The organism is Streptomyces sp. NPDC051243 (assembly GCF_044455405.1).
GTDB lineage: Bacteria > Actinomycetota > Actinomycetes > Streptomycetales > Streptomycetaceae > Streptomyces.
Genome location: NZ_JBITES010000013.1, coordinates 88559 through 108917, shown reverse-complemented (window position 1 = coordinate 108917; position 20359 = coordinate 88559). Strand labels below are relative to the sequence as shown.

The 20359-nt window shown below is 71.6% G+C and carries 14 protein-coding genes; 8 read left to right on the top strand and 6 right to left on the bottom strand.

Features of this window, described 5'->3' with window-relative positions:
* Positions 1 to 32: 32 nt before the first annotated feature.
* From ACIBAG_RS31110 to tgmB, 6 genes are all read left to right on the top strand, one after another.
* Positions 33 to 998 (top strand): DUF1152 domain-containing protein, encoded by a 966-nt coding sequence (locus tag ACIBAG_RS31110; RefSeq protein ID WP_399109583.1) that lies wholly within the window; start codon positions 33 to 35, stop codon positions 996 to 998.
* 102 nt (positions 999 to 1100) lie between these two features.
* Positions 1101 to 1595: a lamin tail domain-containing protein gene (locus ACIBAG_RS31105; RefSeq protein WP_399109582.1), complete on the top strand. Its 495-nt coding sequence runs from the start codon at positions 1101 to 1103 to the stop codon at positions 1593 to 1595.
* A gap of 218 nt (positions 1596 to 1813) precedes the next feature.
* Positions 1814 to 2941: a hypothetical protein gene (locus ACIBAG_RS31100; protein ID WP_399109580.1), complete on the top strand. Its 1128-nt coding sequence runs from the start codon at positions 1814 to 1816 to the stop codon at positions 2939 to 2941.
* A gap of 291 nt (positions 2942 to 3232) precedes the next feature.
* Complete coding sequence (locus tag ACIBAG_RS31095; protein WP_399109578.1) at positions 3233 to 3529, top strand: DUF1232 domain-containing protein; 297 nt, start codon at positions 3233 to 3235, stop codon at positions 3527 to 3529.
* Between the two features lie 118 nt (positions 3530 to 3647).
* Positions 3648 to 3839 carry a putative ATP-grasp-modified RiPP gene (gene tgmA / locus ACIBAG_RS31090; RefSeq protein ID WP_399109576.1) on the top strand — a complete coding sequence of 64 codons (192 nt, stop codon included), beginning with the start codon at positions 3648 to 3650 and terminating at the stop codon, positions 3837 to 3839.
* A gap of 16 nt (positions 3840 to 3855) precedes the next feature.
* Positions 3856 to 4830 (top strand): ATP-grasp ribosomal peptide maturase, encoded by a 975-nt coding sequence (tgmB, locus tag ACIBAG_RS31085; protein WP_399109574.1) that lies wholly within the window; start codon positions 3856 to 3858, stop codon positions 4828 to 4830.
* Positions 4831 to 4845: 15 nt separating this feature from the next.
* Here tgmB and ACIBAG_RS31080 read toward each other — a convergent pair whose 3' ends face one another.
* The 3 genes from ACIBAG_RS31080 to ACIBAG_RS31070 all read right to left on the bottom strand — a co-directional run bounded on the left by ACIBAG_RS31080 (position 4846) and on the right by ACIBAG_RS31070 (position 6332).
* Positions 4846 to 5061 (bottom strand): hypothetical protein, encoded by a 216-nt coding sequence (locus ACIBAG_RS31080; protein WP_399109573.1) that lies wholly within the window; start codon positions 5059 to 5061, stop codon positions 4846 to 4848.
* Between the two features lie 147 nt (positions 5062 to 5208).
* The gene (locus ACIBAG_RS31075) at positions 5209 to 5745 is read right to left on the bottom strand and encodes a hypothetical protein (protein ID WP_399109572.1); all 537 of its coding nucleotides are present in this window, start codon (positions 5743 to 5745) and stop codon (positions 5209 to 5211) included.
* A gap of 125 nt (positions 5746 to 5870) precedes the next feature.
* Complete coding sequence (locus ACIBAG_RS31070) at positions 5871 to 6332, bottom strand: DUF2269 family protein (protein WP_399109571.1); 462 nt, start codon at positions 6330 to 6332, stop codon at positions 5871 to 5873.
* A 212-nt stretch (positions 6333 to 6544) separates the two neighbouring features.
* On the opposite strand from ACIBAG_RS31070, the gene ACIBAG_RS31065 reads away from it, so the two are divergent.
* The gene (locus tag ACIBAG_RS31065) at positions 6545 to 7510 is read left to right on the top strand and encodes a GlxA family transcriptional regulator (RefSeq protein WP_399109569.1); all 966 of its coding nucleotides are present in this window, start codon (positions 6545 to 6547) and stop codon (positions 7508 to 7510) included.
* A gap of 140 nt (positions 7511 to 7650) precedes the next feature.
* Positions 7651 to 7998, top strand: coding sequence for a hypothetical protein (locus ACIBAG_RS31060; protein WP_399109568.1), 348 nt, complete (start codon positions 7651 to 7653; stop codon positions 7996 to 7998).
* Between the two features lie 60 nt (positions 7999 to 8058).
* Here the strand turns inward: ACIBAG_RS31060 and ACIBAG_RS31055 are convergent, their stop codons facing one another.
* Genes ACIBAG_RS31055 through ACIBAG_RS31045 form a run of 3 tightly spaced genes read right to left on the bottom strand, consistent with a single transcriptional unit; the run spans position 8059 to position 20014 of the window.
* Complete coding sequence (locus ACIBAG_RS31055) at positions 8059 to 15411, bottom strand: MupA/Atu3671 family FMN-dependent luciferase-like monooxygenase (RefSeq protein ID WP_399109566.1); 7353 nt, start codon at positions 15409 to 15411, stop codon at positions 8059 to 8061.
* Complete coding sequence (locus ACIBAG_RS31050; RefSeq protein ID WP_399109565.1) at positions 15408 to 18752, bottom strand: type I polyketide synthase; 3345 nt, start codon at positions 18750 to 18752, stop codon at positions 15408 to 15410. The genes ACIBAG_RS31055 and ACIBAG_RS31050 overlap by 4 nt, the downstream gene beginning before the upstream one ends.
* Complete coding sequence (locus ACIBAG_RS31045) at positions 18752 to 20014, bottom strand: MFS transporter (protein ID WP_399109564.1); 1263 nt, start codon at positions 20012 to 20014, stop codon at positions 18752 to 18754. The genes ACIBAG_RS31050 and ACIBAG_RS31045 overlap by 1 nt, the downstream gene beginning before the upstream one ends.
* Positions 20015 to 20359 lie beyond the last annotated feature (345 nt).

Here is a 20359-nt window from a genome sequence, read left to right as displayed (position 1 = left end):
CCCCGTTGATCGCCGCCTGTTAGCGTCCCCCGGTGTTCTCACTCCTCGAACCTCCCTTCTTCACCCGGCTGCGCGAGGCGCGGCGGGTGCTCGTCGTCGGCGCGGGCGGCGGCTTCGACGTGTACGCCGGTGTGCCACTGGCCCTCGCGCTGCGGGCGGCCGGCAAGGAGGTCCACCTGGCCAACCTGTCCTTCGCGGACCTGTACGGACTGGACCTCGGCGTTTGGGTGGACCACGACGTCGCGGCGATACGCCCGGACACCGCCGCCCGCGGCGACTACTTCCCCGAGCGCGCACTCGCCCAGTGGCTGGCCACGCAGGACCTGCCCGACACGGTGTACGCGTTCGCCCGCACCGGCGTCCGCCCGCTCAGGGACGCCTATCGCGCGCTGCTGGAGCACCTGAACGGCGTGGACGCCGTCGTGCTGGTGGACGGCGGGACCGACATCCTGATGCGCGGCGACGAACACGGGCTGGGCACTCCCGAGGAGGACATGGCCAGCCTGGCCGCCGTGGCCGGGCTCGACGAGGTTCCGGTGCGGCTGGTGGCGTGCCTCGGCTTCGGGGTGGACGCCTATCACGGCGTCAACCACTCCCTGGTGCTGGAGAACCTCGCCGCGCTGGACCGCGAGGGCGGCTACCTCGGCGCGTTCTCGCTGCCGCGCGACAGCCGCGAGGCGAGCCTCTACCTCGACGCGGTCGACCATGCCCAGCGGCGCACACCGGGCCACCCGAGCATCGTCCAGGGTTCCGTCGCCGCCGCCGTACGCGGTGATTTCGGCGACGTACGGTTCACCGAACGCACCAGGGACAGCGAGCTGTTCGTCAACCCGCTCATGGCCCTGTACTTCTGCGTCGACGCGCCCGCCCTCGCCCGCCGCAACCTCTATCTCGACCGGCTGGAGAACACCGCGCTCATGCGCCAGATCAGCTCGGTCATCGAGGAGTTCCGCGACGAACTCCCCCACCAGCGGCCGCCTCGGGCGTACCCGCACTGACGCACCCGCGTCTCACATTCCGGTGAAGTCGGTACAGCTGCCGTATCGGCTGTATACACTCCTGATCTTCACAGAAGCTCCACACAGGGGGGATGTTTCTCCATGCGCATACGCCAATTCACCATATCCGCCGCCACCGTCGGCGCACTGGCCGCACTGTCCGCCGCGCCGGCCCAGGCCACCGAGTACTCGTCCGCACTGAAGATCAAGGGCATCCAGTACGACGCGCCCGGCAGCGACTCCAACAACTGCCGGACCGGCAACACGGACGAGGAGTACCTGACGATCAAGAACTACTCGTCCGGTACCACGGTCAACCTCAAGGGCTACGTCGTGAAGGACAAGGCGGGCAACCGCTTCGCCTTCACCGCCAACCACTACCTGCAGCCCGGCGACTACGTGAAACTCCGGGGCGGCAACGGCACCGACTCCGACGCGGGCAACGTCGTCTACCGCGACAACTGCAACTTCATGTGGAACAACGACAAGGACTCGATCTACCTGTACAAGCCCTCGGGGGCCGGGGCGGACTCGCACTCCTACACCAAGAGCGGGAACGACGCGGACGGCAACGGGTACATCAACTACCACGGCTGAGCGGGCATCGAGGCGTGAGCAGGACCCGCCCCAATGCGGATGGTGGGCGGGTCCTGCCCACCGGGCCATTGTCATGACCGGACGTGGTGCGGGCCACGAGTGAACGGCGGCCGTGCTGTGCGCCGTCCGCACACCCCGTGTGCGGACCCCGCGCGATGGACAGACACCTGCGGCGACGATACTGGTACGAACACGTACCCCCGCCCACAGATGGACCCATGCCCAGCTCCCCCAGCGCCCGCCCCACGATCCCGCCCTCGGTGTGGTTGGCCCGTGGCCGCCACCCCGGACCCGCCGCACAGGATGTCCTCCGGCTCACCCTGCGGCAGCTGAAGGACAGCGGGGACATAGACGACTTTCTGGAGGTGCCCGAGTCCGAGGGCGCCCAGGAGTGGATCTTCGAGGCCCGATGGCGGGTCGCCGGGTCGGTGACCGTGCGGGCCCGGCTGACCGTCGAGCACGACTCCGGCAGCGGGCAGCAGTGGGTGCTGGCCGCGGAGGCGGAGGCCCCGTGGGACCCCCGCTGGCCGTCGCCGGCCGCCATGTTCTGGCCGCAGGACCCGGACACGCCCTGGGACCAGGACGCGGTCACCGGCCTGCGTCTGCGGGACATCAACCCGCTGCCCCCGGACGACAAGGACGTACGGCGCGTGCTGCGGGACTCCCTGCGCGACGGCTGGAGCATCCATGTCGTCGTCCACGAGGCCATGACGACGGACGAGCGCGGCCGCGTGCCGCTGGCCGGCATGCTGCCGCCGGGCCTGCGCCACCGGGTGGTCGAACACCGGGCGGCGCCGAGCCAACTGCGCGTCGTGAACTGGGCGCTGCGCGACGCCGGCGTCCAGGTGCCGCGCGGGGGCGCCGTGGTGCTGCCCGGGACTCCGCCGCCGTCGGACTACGACGTGGACGACTTCGCCGTACGCAGCGTCTTCCTCGACGGCTCGCAGCCGGCCGAGCTCATCCACGCCGTGACGCGTTTCGCCGCACTGTCGCGACCGTTGCCGGACGGCGCGGAGGACGCCCTCACCGCCCTGCGGGAGGACTGGCGGCTGCTGACGCTCGAGGAGGAGCTCGCCCGTGAGCGCAAGCTGGTGGCGATGTACGCCGAGGCGCTGGAGGCGATGACGAAGTCCCGCGACCTGTACCGGGAGGCCGCCGAGCAGGCGCACGCGGCGCTGGCCGCCTACAAGGAGTCCGCCGACGCCGTGGCCGAACCGCGGCCCCAGCCGCCCGCCGGCTCGTCCGCGTCCCCGCTCCAGCAGCTGACCCGGACCTTCGAGCGGTTCAAGGGCTCGGCCCGCTCCCGCCGGGCCGCCGAGGAGCAGCCGGAGGCGTCGGACCGCTAGCGGGGGCGGGAGAAGCAACGGAGCCGACTGCGGTCGGTCCGTGCGCGTGGGTGCGTACGGCGGTTGCGCAGGGCTCGTACGGGCCGCGTACTGCGTCGAGCGGGTCCTCTCCGGTGCGTGGCTGGACGGACCGCACGCCTGGCCAGGGAGGTGTCCGGGCCGATGGTGCGTCTTCCCTCCTGACGGGTGAAGACGTGCGCCGGGTGACCGCCGTCATGCAATGCGCACGCCTCGAGGGGGAATCCGACCAGCAGTGCGTGTGGTGCGCACCGAGGGCTGAAGGAGGGTCCGGTGGAGTCGACCACCACGCTGATCGTCGTCGCCGTGGCTCTCGCGGCCGTCCTGCTCGCCGTGGCCGTCGCGGTGCTGGTGCGGCTCGTGCGAACGCGGCGCACTCTGCGCCGCGCCGGGCTGCCGACGGGGCCGCGGTGGGTGTTCTGGGGTGCCCTGCTCTATTTCGTGCTGCCGACCGATCTGGTGCCCGATCCGGTGTATCTGGACGACATCGGCGTGCTCCTGCTGGCACTGCGTACCCTGCGCCGCTCTCCCCACGCCGGAGCGCCCGACCCCGTTGATTACAGAAAGTAAGGAAACCAACCACGCGTTCGATTCGTTTAAGTAAGTGGATGCCAAAGGGCGCCGGCGGACCGAGGGGCGGCGCCGGGTGACCAGGCTCGTTCGGAGCAGCACCTGTAAGGGAGAGACGATGCAACCGTTCGCGCTCAACTATGCACGGCCGGCAGCGGAGTTGGAGGTCAGCACTCCGTACGTCTACGACTCCGGACTGCAGTTGAACGTGCTCCGTGACGGGCGGATAGCCGCTGGTGATCACGCGTTGCTGCGGGAGCTCGGGACCACGACGTCCACCGCGGGGTCGAAGACCCACTTCGACGACTGAACACAGGGCGGCGACGATGACCGTCTTGATTCTGACCAGCGAAGAGGACGTGACGGCGGACATGGTGGTCGTGCACCTGAACGCGTCCGGCGTCCCGGTGGTCCGCCTCGATCCCGCCGATCTGACCGGCGGGGTCGCTCTGTCGGGCGAGTATGTGCACGGTGCCTTCCGAGGGCATCTGTCGGCCGCGGGACGGCTGGTGAGCATCGGCGGGCTGCGGTCCGTCTGGGTGCGCAGGCCGGGGACCCCGGCGTCCCGGGCGGCCGCGCCGTCCGCCTGGCTGGCGGAGGAGGCGGGACAGGCGCTGTACGGCATGCTGCGCGGCAGTGACGCGCGCTGGATGAACCATCCCGACGCGGCTCGCCGGGCCCGGTACAAGCCCTGGCAGTTGCGTCTGGCCCAGCGCTGCGGACTGCCCGTTCCGGCCACCTTGATCACGACGTTCCCGCAGGCCGCCCGTGAGTTCGCCGCGCGGTTTCCGGATCTGGTGGTCAAACCGGTGTCCGGCGCGCATCCGCAGGATCCGCCCCGGGCGGTGCCGACCAGCAGGGTTGCCCCGGACGCGGACTTCTCCGCCGTCGCGTTCGGACCCACGCTGCTGCAGCGGCGCGTCGCCAAGCGGGCCGACATACGTCTCACCGCGGTGGGCGAGCGGCTCCTGGCCGCCCGCAAGGCGACCGGCGCCGAGGCCGAGGTGGACGTCCGTTTCGCCGAGTCGAAGGCGCCGTGGCAGCCCGTCGAGGTCGCGCCACGCGTCGCCGAGGCCGTCCACGCCTATCTGCGGGACGCCGAACTCGCCTACGGTGCCTTCGACTTCGTCGAGGACGGCGACGGGACGTGGTGGTTCCTGGAGTGCAACCAGTCCGGTCAGTTCGGGTTCGTCGAGGTGGACACCGGCCAGCCGATCGCCCGCACCATCGCCGAGTGGCTCGCCCGACCCGCGGCCGGGCGGGAGGCGCGGGTCAACGGGGCGAGCGCGAAGGTCGTCTGATGCGAGAGCCCGGGCTCAGATCTGCTGAGGGCCCGGCGGCAGGGCGGTGCGCTGCCAGGTCGGGGCGGGGGCTGCCGGTCGTACGGGAGCGTGTGCGGTGCCGCCGGACAGCAGCGGCTGCATGGCGAACTCGACTTCCCGGCTGACGCGTTCGGCCTCCCGACGCACCTGGGTGGGGATGTCGCCGCGCTCAGCGATGAGCCGGTCGTAGATGGGGCAATCCTGGAACACCCGTCAACGCGCCTTTCCTGTCGTGGCCCTGTGTGCATTTGGGCACGGCTGTCGAGTCTAGGCGCCGACGCACACTGAAGTATGAATTCTGCCAGAGTGCTTGACGGGCGACGCCACTGAGGGTTGATCGAGCCGGACGGCCGCCTGTCAGCCTTCGTCCACGCCGGACAGTGCTTCGCCGATCATGCGGGTGGCGAAGTCGCGGTCGCCGGTGAGCCGGTTGATGTGCTCCGCGAGCAGGAAGGCGGTGGCTTCCAGGGGGTTCATCTCGTCCTTGGTCCAGTATCCGTACTGCTTGCGCCACAGGCTGGGGCTCAGACCCGTGCCGGCGGCGACAAGCAGCCCTGCCATGGTGGGGATGGCCTCGGGGCGGATACTCCTGGGCATCATCCGCATCGTGGCCACGAGGTTGGGCACGACGCACTCGATGACTTCCTTGCCGTGCTCCTCGTAGGCCATCCGCAGCCACTGCATGAACATGTAGATGAGCGTGCAGGCGCCGTCCAGCATGTCATCGACTCCGCCGGGGCCCAGGGATGCGGCGAACTGGTCGGTCAGCGCCTGTTGTTCGGCGTCGGGCTGCGTCTTGTCGTCGTAGATGGCCTTCAGCCGGGAGTCGACCATCATGAGCGCTGCGCCCACATCGCCGGCGGGCGCGTGCTGGGGGTCGCAGGGTGATGTCACGGAGTTCCTCCTCGACTGACGGTGGGCAACGCAGCGTGTTCGTACAGTAACTCACCGATGATGCGAGGGTCCGACGATTCGGAAGGCTCCAGTACTGTGGGCCGTTGCTCCGCGCCCCTGGTGGGTCAGGCCCCTGTCGTCGAGCCCGGCCGCACGATCATCAGGACGGTGACGGTGGCCCAGAGCACGTTGAAGATGCCGGTGAACATGGCCAGTTGAACGGAGGCCGAGTGCTCGACGGGCTTGTCGGCGGTCAGTTGCTCCAGGAGTTCCTCCTGGCGGGGCAGGACGAACGCGACCAGGACTCCGGCGGCCGCCGCCGTCAGGGCGATCGACGTGATGAGCCAGCCACTGCCCAGGACGCCCATCGCCAGTGCGGTGGCCAGGCCGAGGACGGGGACCGACACCCCGATGCCCGCGTAGACGCGGCAGATGCGGTGCAGGAGTTGGACGGTGCCCACCGCCACGGCTCCGTCCGTCGCCGGAACGCGGCGCGCGGCCGGAGGGAACATGCTGGCCGCGACGGTGACGGGGCCGACGGCGACGATGGCGGCCAGGACGTGCAGGGTGAGGAGGATCTTGGTCATGGGGTGGCGTCGGTCTCCGTGTCGGTGCGGGAATCGGGGCCCCGGGGTCGGCGCGCGCGGGGCGGCCCGGCCCACGCTAGGGATCTTCCCGGTGATCGCACAGAGGCTGAATTGACAGCTTCCAACGGGTTCTCGCCAGCCCCGTGTCCGGCGCCTTACCCCGGCCGTCCCCGGTGACCTGGGCTTCTGTTCCTGGCGAGAATCCGCCTAGGGTGGCGTTCATGCACACCGTGGCGATCCTGGTTCTCGACAACGTGGTGCCGTTCGACATGGCGACGCCGTTCCAGATGTTCGGCTGGACGCGACTGCCGGACGGGCGCCGCCCCTACCGGGTCCGGCTGTGCGCCGAGTCGCCGGAGGTGCCCACGGAGGGCTTCGCGCTGCGCATCGACCGGGGGCTCGACGGACTGGCCGACGCGGACACGATCATCGTGCCCGGCTGCGACGACACCGGGCCGCCCTCCCCCGACGTCGTGGCGGCCCTGCGGCAGGCGGCGCAGGCCGGCACACGTATCGCGTCGGTGTGCGTGGGCGCCTTCGTCCTCGCCGAGGCGGGACTGCTGGACGGGCTGCGCGCCACCACCCACTGGATGGCCACCGACGAACTGGCCCGGCGGTTCCCGGACATCGAGGTCGAGCCGGACGTGCTGTACGTCGACAACGGGCAGATCCTCACCTCGGCCGGAGCGGCCGCGGGACTCGACATGTGCCTGCACATGATCCGGCGCGATCTGGGCTCGGCGGTCGCCGCGCACACCGCGCGCATGTCCGTCGTACCGCTGGAACGGGAGGGCGGGCAGGCACAGTTCATCGTGCACGAGCATCCGCCGGTACCGCGCGGCTCGGCGCTCGAACCCCTCCTGGAGTGGATCGAGGACAATCTGGCCCAGGAGGTCACGCTGGCGCAGCTGGCGGAGCGCTCGGGTATGAGCGAGCGCACCCTCAGCCGCCGGTTCCGTGAGCAGACCGGCACCACTGCGCTGCAGTGGCTGCTGCGAGCACGGGTGCGGCGGGCCCAGTATCTGCTGGAGAACAGCGATCACCCGGTCGAACGGATCGCGCGGCAGGCGGGGTTCGGCTCACCCACGGCGTTCCGCGACCGCTTCCGCCGGGTGGTCGGCACGACCCCGCACGCCTACCGCTCCGCGTTCCAGGGGAAGCGCGCGGTCCGCGTATAGCGACCGCGCCGCCGGACAGGTCCTAGGCATTACCGATGGACCACACTGTTCGGTCACGGTGGGAAAAATCACCCGAGTCCACGCGGGCGGTCAGCAGTTGGACAAGGTGTATTTATCCTCCGCAAGGACGGTGTACGCCCATGAACTGCTCCAGCCGCCTCCTCTGTGTCCTCTACGCCGCCACGAGCGCGGGGCTCGTCTGGACCTCGGTCCTGGAAATCCGGTACGGCCCCGTGTGGGCCGCGTGCCTGTTCGCGGCCGCCGGTCTGGTGCCGCTCATCGCCGTCGTACGGGAGACCGTGATCGGCGAACAGCGGCGGTGGCTGCTGGAGATGGTCGCGCGGGCCGGGCGTGAGGGCGACGCCGCCGAGGCGATCGTCAGGGCGGAGCTCGACTCGGCGTGCTGCGAGCGCTGGTGGACGAGCCTCGGCAACGAGCACGATGTGACGTGCCGGCACGGGATGCCGCGCAGCAGCAGCGCCGCGTGAACGTCGGCGACACCGCCCCGAGGTGCGCCGGCAGCCTGCGGGGCGGTGTCGCGGGCGCGGTCAGCCCTCGACGGCCCGGTCTACCTCCTCACGCAGGAGGGCGACGTAGTCGCGGGTCCAGCCCTCGATGGTGCCCCGGTCCCACAGGTCGGCCGAGTACTCCACGAAGCCCTTGAGTTCGTCCCCGGCCGGGACCAGCCCGAAGGTGAGCTCCGTGCGGGACGCGGCGGGGGCGAGATCCTCGACCGCCGTGGTGATCCCGGGCAGTTCGATCTCGGCGTTCAGTGAGCTCTGGTACGCGAAGCCCACGTCCAGCCGGTCCGGCACCTCGACGCCCTTGAGCTCCTTCAGCGCGGGGGCGATCCGGCGCACCGGCATGGCCTGGTCCATGCACTCCACGGCCGTACGGGCGACCCGGTCCGTCAGGTCGGCGAAGGACCCGTCGGCACCGTCCCGCACGGGCAGCGCGAAGCCGGTGATCGTGCAGGCCAGCAGGGACTCGAACGCGCGGCGCTCCCGGTTGGCGTAGGAGATGTTGAACACGACGTCGCGTTGCCCGGCCTTGCGCGCGAGCATTCGTCCCAGCGCGGCCGCCGTGACCACGAACGGTGTCGTGCCCCGCCGCCGGGCCAGGCGCTCGACGCCGGACCGCAGTTCGGCCGGCACGGTGAACATCACGGCGCCGCCCCGGCCGCTGGGCCGCTGCGGGCGGGGCCGGTCCAGGGGCAGGTCGACGGTGAACGGCACTCCGTCGAGTTCCCGCACCCAGAACCGCAGCTTCCGTTCGTCGGCGGCCTCGTCGGTCTGCTCCTGTTGCCATCGCGCGTACGCGGCGGGCTGGCACCGCACGGGCGGCAGGGGGTGCGGTTCGCCCGTCACGGCGGAGCCGTAGAGCACGGCCAGTTCCCGCAACAGCAGGCTGACGGACCAGCCGTCGCACGCCGAGTGGTGCAGGACGAGGAGCAGCACCCAGGAGCTGTCGCCGGTGCGTACGAGGCGGACCTCCATCGGGGTCCGGTCGGTGGGATCGAGCGGTGTCTCGGCGGCGTCGGCACTGACCCGTTCCAGGGCGGCCTGCCGCTCCCGCTCCGGCCGCGCGGAGAGGTCCTCGACCGGCAGCTCCACGGGTCCGGCCCGCAGGACCTGCTGCTCCCAGCCGTCCCCGCTGCGGGCGAGGCGGGTGCGCAGTCCCTCGTGGCGCTCGACGAGCCGGGTGAAGGCGGTGTGCAGGGCTGCCACGTCCAGGTCTCCGGAGAGGGTGATCCGCAGGGCGACGTTGAAGACCTGCGGGAGGAGATGGTCGGCGTGCACCGTGGCGAAGCGGGCCTGTTGCGCGGTGGCGGGTGCCCTGCGTTCCACCGTGCCGACCTCGCCTGCCCGCGGACCGCCCGCCGTCTCGCCCGTCGGCTGGGCGAGCCGGTCCGTCATGGCGCGCAGTCTCGGCTCCTCGTAGAAGCGCAGCATCGGGTAGTCGGTGCCGAACTCCTCGCGGACCCGGTTGACCAGGCGCATCGCGGTGATGGAGTGGCCGCCCAGGTCGAAGAACGAGGCGTCCGCCGCGATGCCGCCGGCGTCGACGCCGAACTCGTCCGCCCACAGCTCCCGTACCCGCCGCTCGACGTCGGTGCGGTGACCGCCCGCCGGTTCCCCGCCGACGCCGGACGGCGTTCGGTTCGGTGCCGTGGTGACCAGGTCGGGTGCCGGCAGGGCGGACCGGTCCAGCTTGCCGTTGCCGGACAGGGGCAGGGCGGGCAGGATCCGCCAGGCGCGCGGCACGAGGTACTCCGGCAGGCGGGACGCCAGGTCCTCGGCGAGGAGGTCGGCGAAGGCCTGCCGGTCGTCGGCCGCCGCTCCGATCGGGTCGGCGGGCACGGCGTACGCCGCGAGGTAGGCCTCTCCCCGATCGTTGCGGCGGGCCAGCACGGCCGCCTCACGCACCCCGTCCAGGGCGTTGAGCACGTGGGAGACCTCCTCCGGCTCGACCCGGAAGCCACGGATCTTCACCTGGTCGTCGGCCCGGCCGCAGAACTCCAGCTTTCCGTCGACCGTCCAGCGGACGAGGTCGCCCGTGCGGTACCTGCGAGCGTCGGGACCGCCGTCCGGGTCCGGCAGGAAGCGCTCCTCGGTCAGTCCCGGGCGGTGCAGATAGCCGAGGGCCACGCCCGGTCCGCCGACGTACAACTCCCCGACCGTGCCGACAGGCACCGGGCCGCCGGACGCGTCGAGCACACTGAGCCGTACGTTGTCGACCGGACGGCCGACGGCGATCGGGCGGGCGGGGTCCTGCTCCTGCGGGGCGACGGTTTCCGTGGTGCACAGCACGGTGACCTCGGTGGGGCCGTACACGTTCACCGTCTCGTACGGCGCCTCGGGCCGCGGGCGGGTGCGCAGCACGTCTCCGCCGAGCAGCAGGTGGCGCAGCGGCGGCTGGTCGGCGGCGGGCAGCCGCAGCAGCTGCTCGCCCAGGGCGGTGGGGAGGATGGAGAAGGTGACGCCCTGCTCGCCGTACCACCGGGCCAGGGCGAGCGGATCCCGGCGCAGATCCTCGCCGGCGATGGTCACCGACGCTCCCGCGATCAGCGCCGGCCAGATCTCCAGGAGCGAGGCGTCGAAACTCTGGCTGCACACGACGGCGCTGCGGTCGGCCGGCGTGAAAGCGAAGCGGCGGTGCTGCCATTCGCACAGGTCGACGACAGCCTGGTGGGGCACCACGACGCCCTTGGGGGTGCCCGTGCTGCCCGAGGTGTAGAGGACGCAGCACGCGGACCGGGGGTCGGTCGTCGTACGCGGCGCACGGGGTGCGGTCGCGTCCGGCGGTACGACGCTCACGCCCGCGGGCAGCCTCAGCGCGGCCGCCTCGTCGCGCGGCGACACCACGATCCGGGCCCCGCACTCGGCGATGACCTGCTCGGCACGTGGCCGGCCGAGGGACGGATCGAGCGGCACATAGGCGAGGCCCGCCTTGAGCACGGCGAGCATGGCGACGACCAGGTCGGCGGAGCGGGGCAGCCACAGGGCCACCTCGCGTGTGCCCGTCGGGGGCTGGGCCCGCAGGGCGGCGGCCAACTGCTCGGCGCGGTCGTCCAGTTCGCGGTAGGTCAGGGTGCTGTCGGCGCTGATCACGGCCGTGCGGTCGGGGAGGGTCTCGGCCTGCCGTGCGACGAGTTCGTGGACGGTGGTGGCCGCGAGCGGGCGGGCGGGACCGTGTCGCCAGGACGACGGTACGGGCTCCCCGTCGACGGCTGCCGGAGCGAGCCGCGACAGCGGTGCCTCGGGTGTGTCGACCGCCGCCGCGAGCAGATCCCGGAACGTGGCGAAGAATCCCTCGACCGTCTCCTCGTCGAACAGGTCGGTGTTGTACTCCAGATGGCAGCGGATGCCGTGCGGCTGGTCGGTGAAGTAGACGGTCAGGTCCGTCAGGGACTTGTCCGGGCCTGCGTCCAGCGGTGTGGCCTCGATGCCGGGCAGGTCGAAGCGGAACGGCTCGGCGCGCTGGAACTCGGCGAACGCCTGGAACACCGGTGTGCGGTCGACCGCCCTGGGCGGGGCGAGCTCGCGCACCACCGTCTCGAAGGGCACACGCGCGTGGTCGTACGCGTCGAGGGCGACCGTGCGCACCCGGTCCAGCAGCGTGCCGAACGCGGGGTCGCCGGACAGGTCGAGGCGCAGTGCGAGCGTGTTCACGAAGAACCCGAGCAGGTGCTCGGCCCGTTCGGGCCGGTCCGAGATCGGGGTGCCGACGACGATGTCCGTCTGTCCGGTGACCCGGTGCAGCATCGCCGCGTACCCGGCGAGCAGCGTCATGAACAGGGTGCTGCGGCGGGCGCGGCTCAACTCCCGCAGGCTTCGGGAGAGTTCCGGGTCGAGGGTATGGAAGACGGCCCGGCCGTTGGAGGTCATCGTCGTGGGCCGCGGCCGGTCGGTGGGCAGGGCGAGGACGGGCAGGTCACCGCCGAGGATGCGGCGCCAGTAGGACAGGTCCTCGTCGGCCTCGGGGCCGTTCGCGGACGCCGCCTGTTCCCTGGCGTGGTCGGCGTAGCTCCAGGTGAGCTCGGGGAGGTCGGGGGCGGTGCCGTCGTGTGCGCTGCGGTAGAGGGCGGACAGGTCGCGGGCGAGGACGGTGGCGGAGGCCGCGTCGACCACGATGTGGTGAAGGGAGAGGACGAGCACGTGCTCGGCCTCGCCGAGCCTGACCAGCCGGGCGACGAAGAGGGGGCCGTTCGCCAGGTCGAAGCGGCGGGCGCTCTCGGCGGCCAGGACGTCCCGAAGCGGACGGTCCACGACCTCGAAGTCCGGCTCGGTCGATACCCGTACCACCTGGCGGGGCTCGCCTCCGGTGTCGCGGAGGACGGTACGCAGCCCCTCGTGACGGGCGACGAGACCGCGCAGTGCCGCGTGCAGAGCCGGTACGTCGAGGGGGCCGTCCAGGCGGATCGCCTTGACCTCGTTGTAGGCGGTGCGTCCCGGAAGGAGGCGCTCGAGGAACCAGATCCGTTCCTGGCCGGGCGACAAAGGCGCGTCGGTGGGTTCGGCTTCGGTCCGGGCGGTTTCGGCCCGCGCCGGTTCGGCCCTCGCCGGTTCGGTCGGCGCCGGTTCGGCCCTCGCGGGTTCGGCGGGGCGCGACGCAGCAGCGCGCCCCCCGCCGTGGTGGCGGCGCAGGGCGTCCAGGCGTGGGAGGCCCGCGCGCAGGTCGTCCGGGGCGAGGCCGAAGTCGACCAGCGCCACGATCTCGTCGGCACCGGCCTCGGTCACCGCGTCCACCACCGGACGGACGCTGTCCACCGTGCCGATCAGGGCGCGCTGGTCGCAGTAGCGGCCGTAGGCGCGGCGGAACACCGCCTCCAGGTCGTCCTCGCTCAGCGCGGCCAGGTCGATGTGGTGACCGAGGCTGTTGGTGACGCCGCTGAACACGGACAGGGACGCGCGCATGTAGCGGGACAGGGGTTCGTACGCCTCTATCCGCGCGGTGTCGTGGTCGTCGGCGAGGTAGGTGTGCAGCAGAACGGCCACCCGCCCGGCGTCCGGGTCCAGGCCCTGCTGGGCCCGGGTCCTGCGGTACCGGGCGATGTTGTCCCGGAGCTGTTCGACGGTCTGGGTCATGAGGTTGGTGACGATGCCCAGGTCGTGGCGGGCGGCGAGTTCGTACGAGGCCGGATTGCCGACCACCGCGGTGTACAGGGGCGGAGCGTCCTGCACCGGCCGCGGGAAGAGCCGCAGCTCGGCCTCGCCGTCGCCGGTGGTCCGGCGCACCGCGTCGCCGCGCCAGAGCCTTCGTACCTCCTCCAGCTGCTCGTACATCAGCTCCTTGTGCCTGCCGAAACGGTCGGGGAAGAAGGCGAAGTCCTTGGCGCTCCAGCCGCTGGCTACGCCGATGCCGACGCGCCCGCCGGAGAGGTTGTCGACCATCGACCACTCCTCGGCGACCCGGATCGGGTCGTGGAGCGGCAGGACGACGGAGCCCGCGTTGAGCCGGATCCGCTCGGTCTCACGGGACAGCGCGGCCGCGAGCACCGCCGGGTTCGGGAAGAGCCCGCCGAAGGAGTGGAAGTGGCGCTCGGGCATCCACAGCGCATGGAAGCCGTGCCGGTCGGCGAACCGGGCGACGTCCATGAGCAGTTCGTACTGTCCTTGCCTCGGTGCCGAGGCGTCCTGCGGGTAGTCACCGAAGAAGTAGACGCTGAAGTCGGGGGTGCGCGGTGCGGACCGGTGCGCGGGTGCCGTGCGCGAGCCGGTCACGGCTGCGGAGTTCCAGGCCATGGCGGCCACCGGGGCGGGCGCAGGCGGGGAAGCAGGCGGGGTCGCGGGCACGACCGGTGCCGGCTCCGGCTTCGGCTGTGGCTTCGGTGGCGCGGCCTTCGGTGCCACGGCCCGCCCGCCCGGGAAGAACCCCGCCGACCGCAGCTCGCGCAGCGAGTCCCGTACGGCGTCGGCCACGAACTCGAGGTCGCCGTCCGAGTGGGCGGTGGACAGGAAGAAGTTGCGCCACTCCCAGACGTGCACGCCGCGCAGCATCAGGTGGTGGTACAGCAGTTCCATGTCGGCGCGGTGCTCGAAGCGGAACTGGGAGCCGAAGTGGCTCATCCGCAGCGGGTACTCCTCGTCCTCGAAGAAGTCGTTCAGCGTCGCGGCCAGTTCGGCGGTGCGCGCGTTGAGCCGCTCCTGCAAACGGGGGCTGTGCTCCTTGAGGTGGGTCAGTACGGCGCGTGCGGCGACCATCGACACCGGGTGCTGGATGTACGTACCGCCGAAGAAGGTGGTGTCGGCGGGCGGGTAGCTGTCGTCGCCGTACGACCAGAAGCCGCCGTCGACGCCGTCCATGATGTCGGCGCGGCCCGCGATGGCTCCGATGGGGAAGCCGCCGCCGAGCAGCTTGCCGTAGGTGGCGAGGTCCGGGGTGACGCCGTACAGCTCCTGCGCGCCGCGCAGGGCCGGGCGGAATCCGGTCAGCATCTCGTCGAAGAGCAGCACGATGCCGTGACGGCGGGTCAGGTCCCGCAACTTCCGGACGAACTCGACGGGTTGGAGCGACGGATGCCTGCTCTGCACCGGCTCCACGACAATCGCGGCGATGTCGTCGGCGTGCCGGGCGATGGTCTCCAAGGCCGTGTCACTGCCGTACTCCAGAACCAGCAGATCGGAGACGGCGGCCTGCGGGATGCCCCGGGAGACGGGCACGGTGAGCTGGTCGGCGCCGCTGCCCGAGGTGCGGCCGAGGACGTTGTCGGCGTGGCCGTGGTAGGCGCCCCGGAAGGTGACGATCTTGTCACGGCCGGTGGCGGCGCGGGCGAGGCGGATGGCCGCCGAGTTGGCCTCGGTGCCGGAGTTGGCGAAGGCCACCCGCTCCAGGCCGGTCAGTTCGGCGAGGAGTTCGGCCGCCTCACCGGTCTCGATGGTGCGCGGGCCGAGCTGGATGCCGCGGGAGAGGTGTTCGCGGACGGCCTCGGTGACGAAGTCCGGTTCGTGGCCGAAGAGAAGGACACCGAAACCCATCGTGATGTCGACGTACTCGTGGCCGTCGACGTCCTGCAGTCGTGCCCCGCTCGCCCGGTGGCCCGCTATCGGGTACAGCATCTCCTTCGTGCCGCTGCGGAAGCCGACGACGGCACGGCTGTCGGCCAGGACACGGCGGTAGCGCTGGGCGATCCGCTTGGAGGTCGGCGTCTTGGCGGTGTAGCGGCGTACGAGGTCGTCCAGGTGGTCCTGCTGGGTGTGCGGGGAGCCGTCCCGCACCATTCCGGAGCTCTTCGCGACCGTGACCCGGGGGCCGTGGACGCGCGCCGGTTCCGGGGACCTCCGGTCCGGGGCGGGGGTGGCGGCGCCCGTCCGCAGCTGCTCGGCGATGCGCTGCGAGAGCTCGGTCATCGCCGCGAGGTCCTGGTCCAGTGCGGCGGATATGCCGTTCAGCCCGGTCACTGGGCCGCCTTGCCGTTGAGACGGTCCGCCGCGGCGGTGGTCTGGAGGGCGAGCAGTTCGGAGAGCTGGGACATCATCTGCAGCTGTATCCGGGATATCTGCTGGAGCTTGTGGGCGAGATCCTCCAGCTCTTCGCGGGTGGCGTAGTCGGGAGCGGGTGCGGCGGCCAGGGGCTCGCGAGCGGGTACGGCGGCCGCAGGCGCGGGAGCAGGTACCGCGGCCGCAGGCGCGGGAGCAGGTACCGCGGCCACGGGCTCCGGAGCGGAGGCGACTGCGGGCCGCCCGGGAGCCGGTGCGGGGACCGTGGGCTCGGGCTGCGTCGCGAAGCCCGGCTGCGGGACGTCCTGCGGGGGCGACCCCGGCATGCGGGCGACGATGAACTCCGCGAGCCGGCGCGGCGTACCGGTCTCCTCGAACAGCTGGCGCATCGTCACCTTGACCTGGTGCTCCTGCTCCAGCTCCCGGAGCACACTGATCATCTGCAGCGAGTCGGCGCCGAGGTCGAAGAAGGACGCGTCGCCGACGATCGCCGACGGATCCTCACCGAGGTGCCGGGCGGTCGCCTCGACGATGCTGTGGAGGACGGGCCCGACCACTGCCTCTTGCTGTACCACTTCCGCTTCCTCTCTCGCTGGTGTTCCCGTGCTCGGGGCCGTCAACTCCGGCCCGGTCCAGTGGTCCTTGTGCTGGAATCGGTAGCCGGGCAGCGGGATCCGCCGGCCCCCGGCGCCGGCCAGCAGCACTCGCCAGTCGACGTCCGCGCCCGCGCAGTGCAGGCCGGCGGCAGCGCCCCAGAGGGCGTCGAGCCCGGTGCCGCGCCGCAGCGAGGGCAGCGACCGCACCTCGGGCAGCGCGCGGCGGGCGAGGTTGCTGAGGGTGGTGTGCGGCCCGATCTCCAGCAGTACGCCGGGCCGCTGTGCGCCGATGCCGCGCAGCGCCGCGTCGAAGCGGACGGGCTCGCGGGTGTGCCGTACGAGGTGGTCGGCGTCCGGGATCCAGCCGGGCGGGCGGGTCGCACCGTCCAGTGCGCTGACGAACGGAACCCGTACGGGCCGCAAGAGCACGTCGTCGAGAAGCTTGCGGTACTCCTCCAGCATCGGTTCCATCAAGGCGGTGTGGAAGGCGCGGGTCACGGGCAGCCGGTGACCCGGTGTGCCACGCTCGTCCAGCAGGGCGCAGGCCCGGTCCACCGCCGCCACCGGCCCGGCGAGCACCTGCGCTCGCTCACCGTTGGTGACGGCATGCTCCAGGCCGGGAATCCCGGCGGCCAGGGCGCGGGCGGCCTCGTGGTCGAGGGGTACCGCGACCATCGCGCCCGGCTCGCAGCGCTGCCGCATCAGCCGGCCGCGTGCGGTGGTCAGGCGCAGACCGTCGTCGAGCAACAGGGCTCCGGCCGCGTACAGGGCGGCGTACTCTCCGACGCTGTGTCCGGTGACGGCGTGCGGTTCGATGCCGGTCTCACGCCACAGCCGGACGAGCGCGCACTGGAGGGCGAAGAGCGCGGGTTGCGCGGTGTCGGTGTCCTGCGGTGGCCCCTCCCCGGCTGCCTCGTGTGTCAGCAGCGGATCGCCGGTGAGGTCGCGGTGGTGGTCCTCGCAGGCGTCGAGCACCTCGCGTACGACGGGGAAGCGCCGGTGAAGGTCGGCGGCCATTGCCGGGTACTGGCTGCCCTGCCCGGTGAACTGGAACGCCACGCGCGCGGGTCCGTCCTGGAGTGCCGTCCCCATGGTCGGCGTCGCTCCTGCCGTGCCGGCGGCCCAGGAGTCGAGGGCGTCGGCGAGGGCCTTCGGGGTGGAGCCGCGGACCGCGAGCCGATGACGGCGGTGGGCCCGGCCGAGGGCTGCGGTGGTGACGAGGTCCGCCATGTGCGGTTCGGGCGACTGCCGCAGCCGGTCGCTCAGGGCGCGGGCGTTGTCCGCGAGGGCCTGCGGGGTGCTTCCGGAGACCAGCAGGACGTCCGGCGGGCAGACGGCGTCGGTCCGGGGCGCCGGTTCGGGGGCCTGTTCCAGGATCAGATGGACGTTGGTGCCGCCGACGCCGAGCGAGGTCAGGCCCGCGCGGCGCGGCACGTCACCGTCGGGCCAGGGCCTGGCGGTCCGGGGGATGTAGAAGGGGCTGTTGTCGAGGTCGATGCGCGGGTTGGGCTCACTGAAGTTCGCCATCGGCGGGATGACGCCGTGCCGCAGGACCAGCAGGGTCTTGACGAGGCCGGCCAGTCCTGAGGCCACGTCGAGGTGGCCGATGTTGGCCTTGGTCGAGCCGAGGGCACACGTGCCCTTGCGGTCGGTGTCCTCGCGGTAGGCCCCGGCCGCGCCGTCGAACTCGATCGGGTCGCCCTTGAGCGTGCCGGTGCCGTGGGTCTCCAGGTAGCCGATGGTGTCCGCGCCGACGCCGGCCCGTCGTAAGGCCTGGCGGATGGCCACTCGCTGGCCCTGTGCGCTCGGCGCGGTGAACGTCGTCTTGTCGGCGCCGTCGTTGCTGATGCCCCAGCCGCGTATGACGCCGTGGATCTTGTCGCCGTCGGCGACGGCCCGGGACAGCCGCTTCAGTACGACGGCCAGGACACCCGTGCCTCCCACGGTGCCGTCTGCGGCGGCGTCGAAGGGCCGCAGGCGGCCGGACTTGGAGAGGATCGAGCCCTTGACGTAGCGATAGCCCAGGATCTGCGGGACATGGACGGCGGTGGCGCCGACGAGGGCGATGTCGCAGTCGCCCATGAGCAGCGACTGCGCGGCCGACTGCACACCGACCAGGGAACTGGAGCAGGCTGTCTGGATGTTGACGGCGGGTCCGGTGAGGCCCAGCCGGTGGGCGACGCGGGTGGCCGTGAAGTCGGTGTAGTTGCCGACGGTCATCTGCATGCCGGCCATCCAGTCGGTGGCGGCCTGGCTGGGCAGGACGTTGTTAAGAAGGTAGTTCCGCAGGGTGTAGAGGTGGTATCCGGTGCTGGCGTAGACGCCGACGCGGGTGCCGTCCCGCTCGTCCGGGTAGCCGGCGTTCTCCAGTGCGTGCTGGGCGCACTCCAGGAACATGCGGTGCTGGGGGTCGGTGAGGCGGGCCTCGCGGGCGCTCATCGCGAAATGCTGCGCGTCGAAACCCGCGATGTCGTGCAGCACACCGGAGGCGCCGACGAAGTCCGGTGCCCGGTATTCCTCGGCGGGGACACCGGCCGCCGCCAGTTCCTCCTGAGTGAACCGCGTGACGCAGTCCGTGCCGTCCCGGATGACGCGCCAGAACTCCTCGGGCGTGTCGGCGCCGGGCAGCCGGAAGGCCATGCCGATGACGGCCATGCGCGGATCCGGATCGAGGGCCGCCCACGGGGCCGGTTCGCTCGTGCTCATCAGCCGCGTCCCTCCGTCACCGTCGGTCTGTCCCCGCCGACCGGTTCCGCCGCGCGCCGCCTGGTCGTTCGGCCTCTCCTGACCAGCAGCAGGAGCAGGGCGAGGCACAGAGCGATGGCGAGGCCGTGGAAGGCGGCCACGACCTGCAGCGGTGAGAAGGCCTCCAGGAGGGCGCCGCTGACCAGCATGCCGAGCCCGAAGCCGGTGTTCTCGGCCGAGGCGGAGAGCCCGAAGAGGCGGCCCCGCTGGTCGTCGGGTGCGGTCTGCAGCCTGGACACGTAGACGATCTCGGTGAATCCGTCGGCGGCTCCGGCGACGAGCGCGGCCAAGATGGCGGGCACGGTCGGCAGTCCGCTGAAGACCAGGATGAACCCGGCAGACATGACGCACGCGCCCAGCGCGAACGCCCGCTCCCCCGGGGTCCGCCCGGTCTTCTTGGTGACCTTGCCGATCACCTGCTGGGCGACGATGTTGCCGATCGCCCAGGTGGCCCAGAACTGGCTGATGAACGTCGCCGGATGGTCCGGATCCAGACCGCTGGAGTAGATGGGCAGGGCGACGTTGTGGGACGAGGAGCCCAGCCCGTCCACCGCCCGGACGGCGATCATCGCCATCAGCACCGGGGCCGTGCCCAGCAGCATGCGGGCCGTGAAACGCGCGGCAGCGGAGGACCCACCGGCCCCACCGCCCGCGCCGTCCGCCTCGGCCGCCCTGGTGCGTACGGGCAGCAGGAACAGCACGGTCGCGGAGACCAGGAAGGTCGCGGCGTCCAGCGCGAACGCCGCGGAGTAGCCGAGTTCCGCGACCACCAGTCCCGATGAGGCGAACCCGGCGATCATGGCGAGCGAACGCCCGGTCACCAGGAGCCCGTTGGCCCGGACGCGGTGCTCGGCGCCGACGATCTCCGGGATGCTGCTGCGCAGGGCCACCTGGGAGAGCGTCGAGCAGCCGCCCGTGACCACGGCGAGGGCGTACAGCAGTCCGGTGCGCGCGCCGTCCGGGGCGAGCAGCAGCGTCAACAGGGCCGCCGCCTGGCCGAGGTCGGCGCCGACCATGAGGCGCTTGCGGTCGTACGCCGAGACGAGACGGCCGCTCACCCAGCCCGACACGACATTGGTCGCGAGGCGTACGGCCATGAAGAGGCCGGCGGCCAGCGCGCTGCCGGTGGCGTCGTAGACGAACACGTTCAGCGCCACCATGTTCAGGTAACTGCCGTACGCCGAGATGCCGTTGCCCAGAACGAGCAGACGGAAGTACCTCATGCACCTTCCTCTGGTCTGCATGAAGGGTGTGTGTGATGTGCGGCCGGGATGATCGCCCGGCTGCTCAGCGGCGGGACGGTAGGCGGACGGACGACCCGTGGACCCGGGTCAGCCCCCGGTACGGTCGCGCGGCGTGTTCATGCCCCCATGGCCGGCCCAGCACAGAAACCATTCCCCCTAGTGGGCCGCCGGACGACGGCCATCGGTCCGCCACCCAAGCAGAATTGGACAGGTGCGTTCAAGACTCCGGTGTGGTCCAGACGACTTCCGGCCCGGATTTGGCGATTTCGAAGCGATCACGACTTGCGACGTCGGTCACTGTGGTCAAGGCCGGGGGAGGTCACC

What these genes read in the sequence shown, in the direction of transcription:
- ACIBAG_RS31105 (WP_399109582.1), top strand. Translation starts at nt 1,101, where the DNA reads ATGCGCATACGCCAATTCACCATATCCGCCGCCACCGTCGGCGCACTG.
- ACIBAG_RS31100 (WP_399109580.1), top strand. Translation starts at nt 1,814, where the DNA reads ATGCCCAGCTCCCCCAGCGCCCGCCCCACGATCCCGCCCTCGGTGTGG.
- tgmA (WP_399109576.1), top strand. Translation starts at nt 3,648, where the DNA reads ATGCAACCGTTCGCGCTCAACTATGCACGGCCGGCAGCGGAGTTGGAG.
- tgmB (WP_399109574.1), top strand. Translation starts at nt 3,856, where the DNA reads ATGACCGTCTTGATTCTGACCAGCGAAGAGGACGTGACGGCGGACATG.
- ACIBAG_RS31070 (WP_399109571.1), bottom strand. Translation starts at nt 6,332, where the DNA reads ATGACCAAGATCCTCCTCACCCTGCACGTCCTGGCCGCCATCGTCGCC.
- ACIBAG_RS31060 (WP_399109568.1), top strand. Translation starts at nt 7,651, where the DNA reads ATGAACTGCTCCAGCCGCCTCCTCTGTGTCCTCTACGCCGCCACGAGC.
- ACIBAG_RS31050 (WP_399109565.1), bottom strand. Translation starts at nt 18,752, where the DNA reads ATGAGCACGAGCGAACCGGCCCCGTGGGCGGCCCTCGATCCGGATCCG.
- ACIBAG_RS31045 (WP_399109564.1), bottom strand. Translation starts at nt 20,014, where the DNA reads ATGAGGTACTTCCGTCTGCTCGTTCTGGGCAACGGCATCTCGGCGTAC.